Source organism: Streptomyces sp. GS7, assembly GCF_009834125.1.
GTDB lineage: Bacteria > Actinomycetota > Actinomycetes > Streptomycetales > Streptomycetaceae > Streptomyces.
This window is the reverse complement of the sequence record NZ_CP047146.1, coordinates 3,962,837-3,975,842: the sequence shown is the minus strand read 5'-3', so window position 1 is coordinate 3,975,842 and position 13,006 is coordinate 3,962,837. Positions and strand designations below refer to the sequence as shown.

General features: G+C 71.5%; 12 protein-coding genes and 1 pseudogene. 5 read left to right on the top strand and 8 right to left on the bottom strand.

Going from position 1 to position 13,006, the window contains the following annotated elements:
• Nucleotides 1–208: 208 nt before the first annotated feature.
• Nucleotides 209–952, top strand: a complete 744-nt coding sequence (locus GR130_RS17475) for a class I SAM-dependent methyltransferase (protein WP_159505599.1) — start codon at nucleotides 209–211, stop codon at nucleotides 950–952.
• A 130-nt stretch (nucleotides 953–1,082) separates the two neighbouring features.
• On the opposite strand, the gene GR130_RS17470 is transcribed toward GR130_RS17475, so the two are convergent.
• The 6 genes and pseudogenes from GR130_RS17470 to GR130_RS17450 form a co-directional block, all read right to left on the bottom strand.
• Nucleotides 1,083–1,463, bottom strand: a complete 381-nt coding sequence (locus GR130_RS17470; protein ID WP_236573981.1) for a Clp protease N-terminal domain-containing protein — start codon at nucleotides 1,461–1,463, stop codon at nucleotides 1,083–1,085.
• A gap of 24 nt (nucleotides 1,464–1,487) precedes the next feature.
• Nucleotides 1,488–1,628 (bottom strand): annotated as a pseudogene (locus tag GR130_RS40545) (Clp protease N-terminal domain-containing protein); the annotation flags it as partial.
• 2 nt (nucleotides 1,629–1,630) lie between these two features.
• Entirely contained in the window at nucleotides 1,631–1,873 is a 243-nt protein-coding gene (locus GR130_RS17465; RefSeq protein ID WP_159505597.1) for a hypothetical protein, read from the bottom strand.
• A gap of 205 nt (nucleotides 1,874–2,078) precedes the next feature.
• Entirely contained in the window at nucleotides 2,079–2,834 is a 756-nt protein-coding gene (locus GR130_RS17460; protein WP_159505596.1) for a PE-PPE domain-containing protein, read from the bottom strand.
• A gap of 149 nt (nucleotides 2,835–2,983) precedes the next feature.
• Complete coding sequence (locus GR130_RS17455; RefSeq protein WP_236573084.1) at nucleotides 2,984–3,709, bottom strand: DUF6585 family protein; 726 nt, start codon at nucleotides 3,707–3,709, stop codon at nucleotides 2,984–2,986.
• Complete coding sequence (locus tag GR130_RS17450; RefSeq protein ID WP_159505595.1) at nucleotides 3,706–4,776, bottom strand: BTAD domain-containing putative transcriptional regulator; 1,071 nt, start codon at nucleotides 4,774–4,776, stop codon at nucleotides 3,706–3,708. The genes GR130_RS17455 and GR130_RS17450 overlap by 4 nt, the downstream gene beginning before the upstream one ends.
• A 156-nt stretch (nucleotides 4,777–4,932) precedes the next feature.
• On the opposite strand from GR130_RS17450, the gene GR130_RS17445 reads away from it, so the two are divergent.
• Together GR130_RS17445 and GR130_RS17440 are read left to right on the top strand one after the other, a co-directional pair.
• A complete protein-coding gene (locus tag GR130_RS17445; RefSeq protein ID WP_236573083.1) occupies nucleotides 4,933–7,317 on the top strand; it encodes an NACHT domain-containing protein in 2,385 nt (794 codons plus the stop codon).
• A gap of 485 nt (nucleotides 7,318–7,802) precedes the next feature.
• Nucleotides 7,803–8,564 (top strand): CAP domain-containing protein, encoded by a 762-nt coding sequence (locus GR130_RS17440; RefSeq protein WP_159505594.1) that lies wholly within the window; start codon nucleotides 7,803–7,805, stop codon nucleotides 8,562–8,564.
• A 203-nt stretch (nucleotides 8,565–8,767) separates the two neighbouring features.
• Here the strand turns inward: GR130_RS17440 and GR130_RS17435 are convergent, their stop codons facing one another.
• A complete protein-coding gene (locus GR130_RS17435; protein ID WP_236573082.1) occupies nucleotides 8,768–10,366 on the bottom strand; it encodes a phosphodiester glycosidase family protein in 1,599 nt (532 codons plus the stop codon).
• A 411-nt stretch (nucleotides 10,367–10,777) separates the two neighbouring features.
• Between GR130_RS17435 and GR130_RS17430 the strand changes: the two genes are divergently transcribed.
• Entirely contained in the window at nucleotides 10,778–11,596 is an 819-nt protein-coding gene (locus tag GR130_RS17430; RefSeq protein WP_159505593.1) for an MBL fold metallo-hydrolase, read from the top strand.
• On the opposite strand, the gene GR130_RS17425 is transcribed toward GR130_RS17430, so the two are convergent.
• Complete coding sequence (locus tag GR130_RS17425; protein ID WP_159505592.1) at nucleotides 11,568–12,032, bottom strand: MarR family winged helix-turn-helix transcriptional regulator; 465 nt, start codon at nucleotides 12,030–12,032, stop codon at nucleotides 11,568–11,570. The genes GR130_RS17430 and GR130_RS17425 overlap by 29 nt on opposite strands.
• 65 nt (nucleotides 12,033–12,097) lie before the next feature.
• On the opposite strand from GR130_RS17425, the gene GR130_RS17420 reads away from it, so the two are divergent.
• A complete protein-coding gene (locus GR130_RS17420; protein ID WP_159505591.1) occupies nucleotides 12,098–12,973 on the top strand; it encodes an alpha/beta hydrolase family esterase in 876 nt (291 codons plus the stop codon).
• Nucleotides 12,974–13,006: the final 33 nt, after the last annotated feature.

The window sequence follows — 13,006 nt, the reverse complement described above, 5'->3', positions numbered from 1 at the left end:
GCCGAAGGTCGCCCGAGGCTGCCCCTCATCCGCTGGGACCCGTACGCGCGCTCGTACAGGCGGCCGGGACGGTGTCCGGATCTTTGTGGCTTCTGCCAGTACGACGGTCTGCCGGGGTCCGTAGAGACTGCCAACCAGCGGCTCCGGCACGTCCCGGGGACGGGGGCCGAGGCCGAGGACATGACGGAGTACAGGGGAGGACGGCACGATGAGTATGCAGCAGTACGACGAGATCGGTGAGGCGTTCGAGGGCTTCAAGTCACTGCCGTTGATGCGTTACGGGGAGGTGCCGAGCTTCCTGGGCATGGTCGGGGACGTGAGGGGCAAGTCGGTTCTCGACCTGGCGTGCGGAACCGGTTTCTACAGCAGGGAGTTCAAGCGGCGCGGCGCCACGGACGTCCTCGGTGTCGACATCTCCGTCGAGATGATCGCCGCCGCACGGGACAGCGAGCAGCGGGAGCCGCTGGGTGTGCACTACGAGGTCGGTGACGTGGCCGAACTGCGGCCTCTCGACCGGCGCTTCGACGTCGCGGCGGGAGTGCAGTGCCTCAACTACGCCGGGGACATCGCGGAGATGGAGCGGATGTGCCGCAACATCCACCGGAGCCTGGTGCCGGGGGGAGAGTTCTTCGTGCTCGCCCAGAAGCCCGACTACGGGTTTGACTGTCCGTCGCTGGACAAGTACGGGTTCCGCTGCGAGCCGACCGGCGAGGAGATCGAGACGGGTCCGTGGGTGCGGGTCACGGCTCTCCTCGACCCGCAGCCGATCAGCATCATCAGCACGGCACCGCGCCGCGAGGTCTACGAAAAGTGCCTGCGGGCAGCCGGATTCCACGAGGTGACCTGGGTCCCCCTGGAGGTGTCCGACGCCGGCCTGCGCGCGTTCGGTGCGGACTTCTGGGCGGACCTCCTCGCGAGTCCGCCGCTGGAGATGCTGCGCTGCCGCGCCTGACGACCGACCGGACATCCCGGTGGCCCGATGCCCTGTCCGCGCGAACGGGCGGACAGGGCATCGGGCAGCACGCAATGCCGCCCGTCCCGCCCGCCGTTCGGCATTGCGTGCACTCCCACCCCGGCGAACGCTACGAGGTCTCCCCGGCCACCCGGGCGAGTACCGCGTCGCGCAGGTCGTCGAGGTCCACCTCCAGGGCCGCGAGCACCTCCAGGCCGCGGCCCTGTCCCGCTGTCAGCAGGCCGAGCAGGACGTGCTCGGTGCCGAACTCCTCGTGCCCCAGTGCGCGCGCCTCGCGCAGGGTTTGCTCCAGGGCCTTCTTGGCGTGCGGGGTGTAGGCGGGCCTCGGGTACTGGAAGGCGCCGGGGCCGAATGCCTGGTCGGCCCGGCGCTGGATCTCCGCGACGTCGATGCCGATGGACGACAGGGCGTCCTTCGCGGGCTGTCCCCCGGCGGCGACGACCCCGGCGGCCTCCAGGATCCGAACGGTCTCCTCCCTCGCCCGTGTCAACTCGACGCCCTGCTCACGCAGTACGTCCCCCGCCGTGCTCCGGTCGGTGCCGACCAGGCCGAGCAGGATGTGCTCCGTACCGATGAAGTCGTGCCCGAGGGCGATCGCCTCGTCCTGGGACAGCACCACGGCGCGCTTCGCGCGGTCGGTGAAAAACTCGAACACCTCTACTTCTCCTTGCCCGTTGCCTTGCGCCTGCTCGCATGCTTTTCGTGCACCGACTGCCTGCTGACGTTCAGCGACGTGGCGATGCTCTGCCACGACCAGCCCTGCTCGCGGGCGTTGTCGACGTGGAGCCGCTCCAGTTCCTCCAGGAGACGGCGCAGTGCGACGACCGCCTGCAGCCCCACGGCGGGGTCCTTGTTGGTGACCTGTCCGGCCAGCGAGGCCGGTGTGTCTTCAGCTCCCATACGTGTCAGGTTGCCCTGACAGCGAGGCACTGTCAAGGATTCCTGACGAGGGCCCTCGTGGCTCGGCCTCCCGCACCGACCGACCAACGCCGGTTCGAGGCAAGCCCGTTGAGCGGCTGCCTCGCATACGGAAACGGTCCGACCGGGGTTGCGCCGGTCGGACCGTTGCCCCGCCCCCACGGTTACGGGGCCGCCCGAAGAGCGATCAGGGGTTGTACCAGGTGACCCCGTCACCGCCGTCGTGGCCGATGGTCTGCACCATGACGTTGCCGTCCTGCCAGTACTTGGGGTGCTGGGTCAGGAAGCCGGGGAGCGACTGGATCGAGGTGGCGTCGCACGCCAGGTCGGTGCGGATGCAGAAGCGGTGCACCGGGACGCCGTCGAACTTCGCCGGACCGGCGCCGGGGGAGGTGAACCCCAACGCGCTCCACCCCTGGGGAACCCGCGCCCCGATGCCCGTGCCCGGCTGCATGGGGTCGGCGTACAACATGCCGTTCACCTGCGAGCGGGGGATGTCCGTGTCGCCGCCGGCGATCTTCTGGAGGACCTGGTCGGCCACCTGCGCGCCTTGGGAGTAGCCGACGATCGTGAAACGGGCGCCCGGGTCGCGGTGGTAGGTGTCCTCGGCGGCGGTCAGCAGATTGCGGTATCCCTCGCGCACGCTGGCGTCGTAGCTCGGCGCGCTGGGATCCGGGGCGTTGTGGCCGTTGAGCCAGGGGCCGGCGCTCGCCGGATAGCAGACGGGCACCGGAATGCCGCCGTTGAGGTGCTTGTTGGCGAATCCGTAGGTGGAGGTGCAGTCGGGCGCGGGCGCCGCCGAGCCCGTGCCGCCGACCTCCAGGTAGTAGTGGTGCACCGGGGCGGCGTGGGCGGCGGTGGGCGTCACGGCGGTGAGGGCCACCATGGCTGCCGCCGCGCCGGCCCCGCCGACCGCCTTCTTCCACCTGCTGGACAAGGTCATCTCTCTGCGTCTCCCCGAGTCGAGGTCGTGCACAACTGCTGTGGTCGGCCGCGACGTTAACCTCGGCCGCTGGAATGGCGATGAAACGCATGCCTGCGCCGATGAAGCCCCTGCACGCGTCGGCGGAGCCTCGCAGGGTCGGCTCGTCGTCATGAGCGCCGGCCGCCCGTGCGCAGGCGCTCGGCGAGGAGGAGGAAAACGAAGAAATTCGGGATGTGGGACACCATTGGCGCCAGAGTGTGCCAATTCCCGTTGATATGGAGCCTGATGGCGTCGTTCTCCAGCTCGATCCGCCGCACGTGCGGCCACCGTGCGGACGTCCCTCCGGACCCGACCTCCTCCCCGGTCAGCCAGACGTCCCCGAAGGTGAGCCGCCCGCCCTTGCCGAGCGCGGCCCAGGCCCAGGGCAGTTGGGCGTGGATGACCGCCCGCCGGATCTCCGGCCCCCATTCCTCCGCGTCGCCGACCTCCGACCTGCCCCGCAGTACGACCCGCTCCCCCTTGGTGTCGACGAGCAGGTAACTGCGCGCGGTCGCGCCGCGGGGCGCGTCGGGCGGGTGTCGGGCGCTCAGCTGGAACACCGAGGTGGTGTCGTAGCGGACGACGTGGATCCGCCCCTTGACGGCGATGGTCAGCCCGCGCTCGTACAGGTCCAGCCGTGCGTCCGCGCTCCCCTTCGGCACGGACGGCCGGCCGTACCGGACGAAGGCCCGCAGGCGCCGGATCAGCCGGACCGGCACGGCAGCCGTGCGGTGGGGGTGCGCGATCACCGCGTAGGTGGCATGTCGCTTGCCGATGTGCTCGCGGCCGGCCGCTGCGGAGATCCTCGCCAGCAGCAGCTCGTCACCGCGTGTGCCCGGCTTCCGTCGGGTCATGGCGCAGAGCGGGTGAGGCCGAGGCCGGTGTCCTGCCCCCGCAGGATCATCTGGTGCGTGCGCCGCAGCAGTTGCCCCGGCGGCACCCCCAGGTCGTCGGCCAGACGCCGGCGGGTGCGGTCGAACACCGACAACGCGTCGACCTGCCGGCCGCTGCGGTACAGCGCGCGCATCAGCATCGCGGCAACCGGTTCGTTCAGGGGCTGGGCCACGGCCAGGGCGCGCAGTTCGGCGATCGCCTCGGCGTGCTGCCCCAGCCTCAGCTGCCAGTCCAGCTTGCGTTGCACGAGGGCGACCCTGCGCTCGGTGAGCCGCAGCCGCTCCAGCTCGGCGAACGGTCCGGGCAGGCCGGCCAGCAGCTCCCCGCGGAACAGGTCCAGCGCCTGCGAGCAGCATCGGACCGCCTCCGCCAGTTCGCCGGCTCGTTCGGCGGTCCCGGCGGCGGTGACCAGCTCCTCCATGCGCACCACGTCCACCTCGACCGCGCCGGGCGTGAGCCGGTAGCCGCAGCGGTCGCGCCGGATCACCGGGTCCGCGCTGTCCCCGGCGCGCAGGACCTTGCGCAGCCGGTACACGTACACCGGAACCACCTTCGTGATCGGCGGCTCCATTCCCCATACGCCGTCGAGCAGTTCCTGGTGGCTGACCGTCCGGTCCGGGCACAGCACCAGCGCGGCCAGTACCGCTTGCTGGCGCAGATGCCCCAGGTCCACGGGCTGTCCCCCGCGCCGTGCCTGCAGCGGTCCGAGCACGGAGATCCGCAACTGTGGTTCGCGCACGTGGCGGACAGCGGTCCGCGGCACCGGAGATGCCGCCGGTTTGCGGGGACCGCGGCCGGGGACGACCAGGCCGCAGTCGAAGGCGTGGACGATGGCGGCGGCCCGGTCGCGCAGTTCGAGTTTGGTGAGGATCCGCGTGAGGTGTCCGGCCACGGTCTCCTTGGGGATGGCGAGCGCGGAGGCGATCTCGGTGTCGCGCAGTCCGCAGCCGACCGCGTAGAGCACCTCGCGTTCCTGAAGTGTGAGTGTGGTGGCGGTCGATGGGCCGGTGGTGGCGGTCGTCGGCATCGGGCTCTCCGGGCTCCGTACTGGGCGGTCTGGCAGATGCCGTCGATGCTGGTCGCGGTACCGGTCAGCGGACAGGCCAGGAGACCGGCCGTATCCGGCCGGTGGCCGCGCTAGAGTCCCTCACCTGGGGAAAGAGACGTGTTCGGGGGGAAGACCGTGACCGTGACGAATGAGCTGAGCCCGCTGCTACGGCGGCTGCGGCAGAAGGCGGGGATGACCCAGGAGGCCCTGGCCGAGCGCGCCGGTGTGGGCGTGCGTACCGTCCGCGGCCTGGAGACCGGCGAGCGCGCCGACCCCAGGGTGACCACCGTGCGGCTGCTCGCCGACGCCCTCCGCCTGGCGCCCGAGGAACGCGAGGAGCTCCTGGCGGCTGCCATCCGTCGGAGCGGGGACGGGAAACCGCCGGACGACTCCGACGAATCGACCGGCCATGTCGAACCGGCCGCAGAACTGCCGGTGCCGGTGGTGCGCGAAACCCTGGTCGACGTCGCCGAGCAGCTCGCGCAGGCGGTGGCCGCCCGCTGGCAGCGCGAGGAGGAGCAGCGGCAGGTCCATGACCCCTACCCGCTGCCGGTGTGCTGGCGGCAGGTTCCCGAGGAACTGACCGACCACTGGGCCAACATCCGCCGCCTGCCCGCCGGGGACACGCGCGGCCCGCTGGACCTGAGCGGGCGGCTGGACGAGATCGTGGGCGTGTACCGGCGGATCCCGTCCGGGCGGCTGGTGGTGCTGGGCCGGTCCGGCTCCGGGAAGACGATCCTCGCCGTGCGGTTCGTGCTGGACCATCTGAAGTCGAGGGCCCGCACCGAGGCGGTACCGGTGATCTTCAGCATCGGTTCGTGGGACCCCACCGCCGTCACGTTCCGGGACTGGCTGACCGCGCAACTGACCCGGGACCACCCCGGTCTTGCCGCCCCGGGACCCGGTGGGTCGAGCCTGGCCGCCGCGCTGGTCGAGACCGGCGGGGTGCTCCCGGTCCTCGACGGCTTCGACGAGATCGCCGGCGGCCTGCGCCGTCCCGCGCTGGAGGCGCTCAACGCCACGCCCCTTCCGCTGCTGCTGACGAGCCGTCCGTCCGAGTACGCCGCCGCAGTGGCGGAGACCGACGTGCTCACCTCCGCCGCCGCGGTGGAGGTGGCCGATCTGACCCTCGGCGACCTGGCCGCCTATCTGCCGCGCACCGCGCGCAAGGCCCGTGGCGGGGACCCCGCGGCGACGGCCTGGGACCCCGTGCTGAGTGAACTGCGCGAACGGCCGCACAGCCGGGCCGGCGCCAACCTCACCGCGGTGCTCACCACTCCGTTGATGGTCACCCTCGCCCGCGCCGTCTACAGCGACACCCCCGACAACGACCCGGCCGCGCTCCTGGATACCCGGCGGTTCTCCAGCCCCGAGGACCTGGAGGACCACCTCCTCCACAACTTCACCGCCACCGTCTACCGCCCCCGGCCCGAGCACCGCCCCGGCGGCCGCCGTGCCGTCGACCCGGAGCGTGCCCAGTACTGGCTCGGCTACCTCGCCCACCACCTGACCCGGCTCGACACCCCCAACCTGGAGTGGTGGCGCCTGGGTTGCGGAGTCCGCCGCCCCACCCGCACCCTGACGACCGCGCTGGTGATCTGCCTGGCCATCGGGCTCATCGACTGCGTCGTCGGCGCCCTCTTCGACTCCCTCGGCTTCCAGCTCGCGGACGGGGTGGTGGCAGGGCTCCTCTCCGGGCTCATGTTCGGGATCGCGTACTGGTTCATGGTCGCGGCCAAGGACGCGGCGGTGGAGCCCTCGGGAGTGCGCATGAAGTTGTTCGGCCGGGCAGGGAAGACCATGCGCAGACCGCTGCCCCGCCTCATGATCGGGGCGCTGTGCGGTCTCGTCTTCGGCGGTGGCTACGGCTTCGTACGCGGCGTGCTCAACGGCGTCGTCCATCACGTCGACCTCGCGACCAGCCTGGGCATCGGCCTCGGCGACGGCGTCCTCTACGGCATGGTCTTCGTGCTGGGAGCCGGCCCCACCTTCGGCCTCCTGACCCTGCTGGAAACCCCCCTCGACATCCGGTCCGCCGTCAATCCGGTCGACCTCCTGCGCACCAACTTCCGGACCGTGGCCACGCAGTTCCTCGTATGGGGCCCCACTTTCGGGCTCCTGGTCGGCTTCGGATCCGAGATCGTGTTCGAGCCGATGTCGGCGATCCTCGGCCCGCTCGTCTGGAACGTCCCGTCCGCGATCAAGCTCGGCGTCATCAGCGGACTCGGCGGCGGCCTCGGCTACGCACTCAGCCTGACCGCCTGGGGCCAATGGGCGGTCTTCGCCCGGATCTGGCTGCCGCTGACCGGCCGGCTGCCCTGGTCCGTCGTCGCCTTCCTCGAAGACGCCTATCAACGGGGCGTGCTGCGCCAGGCCGGCGCGGTCTACCAGTTCCGCCACGCCCGCCTCCAACACCATCTCGCCCGCGACTACCGGGCGACGCGTGATCGCCCCGGTCCTGCGGAGCAACTCGTGGAGGAGCAACTCATGGAGGAGGGGAAAGGCGTCGCACGGACCTGACCGAGACGGCGACCATGACCGCAAGGCCGGTAAGGCCCGTAAAGTCCGCAAAGGGCAGATCGACCTCCCCTGTCCGCTTTCGCATTCCCCTCATGACATGCGTCACAGCCACGCGCGCCACCACTACGCCACTTAGTAGACCTTCCCGCAGCGACAAATAGGGCTTTGTCCCCCTTGATCCGTCAATGACGTCCACAGCACGGGGCGATCGTCGATTCCCCTGATCCTTTCGCCCGCCGATTGCCGCAGAAGTCGGTTCTGACGGCGCGACAGGCATGTACGGAATGCGCGGGGAGCCGGGCAGCACGTCCACGCGCCCCCGGCAAGGGGCACATCACCTACTAGGGCGACTAGTAGACATGCTCGTTGCCTCGGATACAGGGCTTTCCCAGAATGGCGGCCGGTGAGACAGCTGCCCTGCTCAGACACGGGTAGGGAGAACCAGCCACCCGATGGCGATCCGCAGTGAGCGAGTGAGATCACGCATGACGAAGCACCGCAAGAAGAGGAACTACCGGCGGATAAGCCTCGTCGCCCTCGCCGTCACCGCCGTGGGCGTCCCTTCCATCGCCATGGCCTGCCGGGGCGGACCGTCCGACGGAGCGGCTCACCGGCACGAGAGCAGCGCCTCCGCGTTCCGGCAGCAGCCGGCGCAGGGCGACGGGAGCCCGGAACCCACCGCGAGCCCCACGGCGACGTCCGCGGCACCGCAGCGCCCGGAAACGCCGAAGGCGTCGAAGACACCGACGGCGCCGAAGAGAACGACGGAGCCGAAGGCGCCGACGACGCCCAGGGCGCTTCCCACGGCGCCGACTTTTGCGGCGCCCACCGCAGCCCCGAGGGCTCCCGCGGCCGTCGCGGCCCCGGCTTCCGGCATCGCGGCCCGCGTGGTGCAACTCGTCAACCAGGAACGGGCCAAGGTCGGCTGCTCACCGCTCACCCTCAACGCAAAGCTGACAAACGCCGCTGAAGCCCACAGTACGGACATGGCGGACCACAGCAATATGTCGCATACCGGATCCGATGGGTCGGATCCGGGCGCCCGGATCACGAACGCCGGCTACAGCTGGAGCAGTTACGGCGAGAACGTCGCCTACGGGTACGACACCCCGGAGAGCGTGATGGCGGGCTGGATGTCCAGCCCCGGCCACAAGCGCAACATTCTCGACTGCTCGTTCAGGGACATCGGCGTCGGCCTCGCGCAGCCCGGCAGCTACTGGACACAGGACTTCGGTGCCGCCCGGTAGCCGCACCACGGTGACGGAAGTTGTCGCCGATTCGCGAACAGGGCGAATATCGCGGGCATAGCGGTACAGCGCAAGCGGGTGGGCGCCTCCGCCCGGCGCTGGCGGCCACCGCCGCTCGGTCGCGCGCGATGAGCAGGCGGGGCCGCGCGGTACCGGGCGGCGTCGGTCGGGAGGCCGGAGCATGCCCTGGGGCGGCGTACCCGTCAGTGGTGCGGGGAGGGCAGCACCTGGACGGTGTCGCCGACCGCGCGTTCCCCCGTGGCGTCCGAGGGGACGTTGACGAGCCGGCCGTCCACGGCCATGGCCGTCGAGCCGCCGCCGTCCAGGTTGAGGGCCTGCACGGCGCCGAGCGAGCGCATGAACGCCGCGCCCTCGGCGAGGGTGAAGCCTGCGCTGCCGCCCTTCTGCCGGCCGTCCACGGTAACCAGGAGGAGCCGTCCTCGGGCGTCGATCCCGGCCATGGTGCGAGGCTGGCGGACGTTCGCCCAGGAGTAGCCGAAGGAGAGGTCGGCGGGGTCGACGACGCCCTCGGTGGCCGCGTCGATGCTGATCCGGCCGCCCTTCACCAGGGTCGGAGCGGCGCTGACGATGCTGTCGTGCGGGCCGAGCGCGATCCGTCGGCCGGTCGTGTCGCGGATGTCCTTCGTGATGGCGAGGGGGTGTCCCGGCCTGGCGTGGGCCGTCAACCAGTCCCCGGCGGCGCCGATGCCCTGCAGCACCGCGCCGTGCGCCGGGACGCTGCCGCCGCGTACGCCGACCGACACCACGCGGCCCGCGGCATCGATGACCGCCTGGGTCCCGGCTCCGGTCGGCAGTGCCGCGCCGAACTCGGGCGTGAGCAGGACCAATTCGTCGGACTCGTGGCAGGTGACGTCCTGCCAGGGGAGGTCGCTGGGTGAGGCGCCGGGGCGCCCGCAGTCCTGGACGGTGCCGGGCACGCGGTTGACGCCCTGCACTGGGTAGGTGGCCCTGCCGGAGCGGACGGTGACGGTGGTGGTGACGTCGGCCACCCGGTCGTGCCGTCCGCCGTCCTGGAGGACGAGTGCGGCCCGGGCGCCGGCGGACAGCGATTCCAGCCTGCCGCCGTAGGCTCCCAGCCCGGACTGCGTGCCCTGCACACCCTCGGAGTCGGCGGTGACGAAGAACCCGCCGTTGACCGCGACCAGGGACCTCAGCTTCGCGGCGACCGACGAGGTCGTCTCGCGCTGCGCGACCCTGCCGTCGTGGGTCGCCCGGACACTTCCGGTGAAGGAGCGCGGGTCGATGACCGCGACGTGCACGGCCTCGCCGGCGGCCGGCTCGTCGGCGTCGTAGCCGGTCCATGTGACGGTGGTGTGGAACCCGGCGGCGGCGATCGAACCGGCCGCGCGCTGCGCCGCCGCCTGCGTGGCATACGACCCCACCCGCACCCGCAGGCCCATCACGCCGTGCGGGGTGTCGCTGTAGTCCGGCCAGCGGACGGCGGCGACGCGGGGCCGGAAACCGCTCGCGGTCAGCCGCCGGGCGGTGGTGTCGGCCCAGGACTTCGAACCCACCTCGGCCCAGGTCCCGGCGCCGGTCAGCCGACTGGTGGCCGGTGCCTGGACAGTGACCGTCCAGGACGGCGCGGCGGCCGCGTTCCGAAGGGTCATGGTGCGCACCTGCACACCCGGGGCCGGCTTCTGCGTCGACGTGGTCAACCACCGTGCACCGTCCGGCGTGCGGGCCTGAGCCGTCCCGTTCGCCCCGGTGGCGGCGACCACCGCCACCACGACCGCGGCGCTCGCGCCTGCCCAGGCACGCCTGGCCTTCTTGCTGCCCAAGGGATCCACACTCCTGCCGGGGAAGGTACCAACCGTTACGGGCCTTCGTATCGGCTCCGCGAGGCCGATCGAAACGTGTGGACGGGAGGTTTCCGGTTCCGTCGCATGACAGCCGGGCGACGCGGCGGTGAACGCTCGTCCGTACCGTCGCACCGACCGACGCCGATGGCGGGCCGCCTGCCGCTCAACCACGTCTCCGGGTGCGGACGTCGGTGCTTCGCGAGTCACGCGAACTCTCCTCGGACGCACAGCGGTTGGTCGTCTTCCTTCCCGCAGACGAGAAGACGGCCCCGGCCGTCGGGCAACTCCGCAGCCAACCCCGGGGCCGGCTCCGGGCCATCTCGTAACGGCCCCGTCGGACATGCTCCGCCCACCGGAAACGCTCCGGGTCACCACATCTAGGATCCCGGGATGAGCAATGAGCCGCTTCGCCTCACGGTCCTTGGATGCGCGACGCCGTACCCGAGTGCGGACAACCCGTGCTCCGGTTATCTGGTGTCGCACGGCGACACGCACATCTGGGTGGACGCGGGCAGCGGGACGCTCGGCCCGCTCCAGCGCCACGTGCGGCTGGACGAACTCGACGCGATCTGGATCTCGCACCTGCACGCCGATCACAGCGCGGACCTGCTCACCGCGTACTACGGCGCCCTGTACGCGGACATCCGGCTGGCAGCGCCGATCCCCCTCTACGGCCCGGAGGGAATCGCCGACCGGTTGGCCGGCTTCCTCACCAACGGACCGACCCGCAGTCCGGTCGAATCGGCCTTCGCGGTCACCGAGTTGGAGGACGGGCACCGGGCGGCCGTCGGTTCGCTCCGGCTCACCAGCCGGGCGGTGGCACACGACGTTCCGGCCTTTGCCGTGCGTATCGAGGGGGCCGGGCGGTCGCTGGTGTACTCCGGCGACACGGCGCCGTGCGCGAGCCTCACAGAGCTTGCCGAGGGGTGTGACGTGCTGCTGTGCGAGGCCGAGAGCGCACAGGCACCGGTGGGGAGCGAGCAGGTACACCACACCCCGGAGGACGCCGGCGACACGGCCGGCGCGGCCCGGGCAGGCCGGTTGATCGTGACGCATGTCGGCCGGTTTCTCACACCGGAGCAAGCGGTGGCGCGCGCCTCGGCCCGGTTCGACGGCCCCGTTGAGCACGCCGCCGCGGGGGCCGTCTTCTCGATCGGCCGGGCGGAAGAGGCCCCGGCCGTCAGTCGAGGAGTCGGCGGACCAGCGTGAGCGCTCTGCCGAGTTCCGTCCGTTCGGCGCCGCTGAGGCGGCCGGCGATCGCGTCGGTGAGGTTTTCGTGGCCGGCACCCCGGCGTTCGGTCAGCAGGCGCTTGCCCTCGTGTGTGATGAGGAGCAGCTTGCGCCGCCGGTCGTGGGGATCCGGGACGCGCCGTACGAGTCCTCGGTCGACCAGGCCGGCCGCGGAGACCGTGACCGACTGGTGAGTGATCTTGTCCAGCCGGGACAGGTCGGCGACGGTGTGCGGCCCCTCGCGGTCGAGCCGTTTGAGGATCGAGACCTGTGACAGTGTCACTTCGCGAGCCGGCGATACCGCCCTCTGCTGCCGGACCAACGCGCCGACCAGGAACTGGAGTTCATCGGCGATGGCCGCGGCGTCCTGTCCGGTGGTCGCCTCCGCGCCGATGGCTGCCGTGTCTTCTCCCATGCCGCTAAAGTACAGCACTACTGCGCAGTTTGGTTGCGCATATGGTTTCAGGGGGAAGGGGGCTCATGGTGAGCGAGGACGAGCCGGTGGCCGGTGAACTGACGATCGGCGGGAGGCGGCGCAGCTTCACGATCCGGCTGCCGCGAGCGGTGCCGGACGGTCGGCAGGTGCCGCTCGTGCTGGCGCTGCACGGCAACCATCCGGAGGCCGGCGGATGGATGATGCGCGAGTGGACCACGTTCGACAAGCAGGCGGATACGTGGGGTTTCGCGGTCGCCTACCCGGACGGCCACGAGGGGTGTTGGTCGGACGGCCGCGGCGTCACCACGGCCGACGAGGCGGGCGTGGACGACGTCGCCTTCCTTCGCGCGATCGTCGACCGGTCGGCCGCACGGTACGGCACGTCGCCCGACCGGACCGTCGTGGCGGGAGTCTCCAACGGCGCTTTCATGGCCCACCGGTTCGCGCTGGAAGCGAGCGCTCAGGTGGCCGTGCTGGCGGCCGTCGCGGGCGGGCTGCCCGCGGCCCTGCGCGAGCTGCAGCCGACGCACGCGGTGTCGGCGATGCTGATCCACGGCACGGCCGACGGGTACTCACCGATCGAGGGCGGGTACTCCCGGCACCGTGGGCCCAACGGGGAGCTGCGGGGCCGGACGCTGTCGCTCCGGGAGACGGCCGAGCGCTGGCGCACCGTCGACCGGTGCCCGCCCGGACCGGGCCGTACGCGCACCACCGCGTTCTCCCGCCGCACCTCGGCCGACGGCGGTGTCGGCGGAACCCGGGTCGTTGCCTGGACGGTGATCGGCGGCGGCCACACCTGGCCGGGCGTACCCGCCGCGCCGGACTTGGCCGAGCCGTCCACCCAGGAATGCGACGCGGCCGAGGAGATCTGCCGCTTCGCCGAGCCCCTGCTCGTACCCGCCGACGCCCGGCGACTGTGACCCGCCCCCGTGCCATCCCCGACAAGGAGAAAC

Excerpts from the sequence above, each read along its gene's own strand:
- GR130_RS17440 (WP_159505594.1), top strand. The coding sequence starts at position 7,803 with ATGACGAAGCACCGCAAGAAGAGGAACTACCGGCGGATAAGCCTCGTC.
- GR130_RS17425 (WP_159505592.1), bottom strand. The coding sequence starts at position 12,032 with ATGGGAGAAGACACGGCAGCCATCGGCGCGGAGGCGACCACCGGACAG.
- GR130_RS17465 (WP_159505597.1), bottom strand. The coding sequence starts at position 1,873 with ATGGGAGCTGAAGACACACCGGCCTCGCTGGCCGGACAGGTCACCAAC.
- GR130_RS17460 (WP_159505596.1), bottom strand. The coding sequence starts at position 2,834 with ATGACCTTGTCCAGCAGGTGGAAGAAGGCGGTCGGCGGGGCCGGCGCG.
- GR130_RS17420 (WP_159505591.1), top strand. The coding sequence starts at position 12,098 with ATGGTGAGCGAGGACGAGCCGGTGGCCGGTGAACTGACGATCGGCGGG.
- GR130_RS17475 (WP_159505599.1), top strand. The coding sequence starts at position 209 with ATGAGTATGCAGCAGTACGACGAGATCGGTGAGGCGTTCGAGGGCTTC.
- GR130_RS17430 (WP_159505593.1), top strand. The coding sequence starts at position 10,778 with ATGAGCAATGAGCCGCTTCGCCTCACGGTCCTTGGATGCGCGACGCCG.
- GR130_RS17455 (WP_236573084.1), bottom strand. The coding sequence starts at position 3,709 with ATGACCCGACGGAAGCCGGGCACACGCGGTGACGAGCTGCTGCTGGCG.
- GR130_RS17450 (WP_159505595.1), bottom strand. The coding sequence starts at position 4,776 with ATGCCGACGACCGCCACCACCGGCCCATCGACCGCCACCACACTCACA.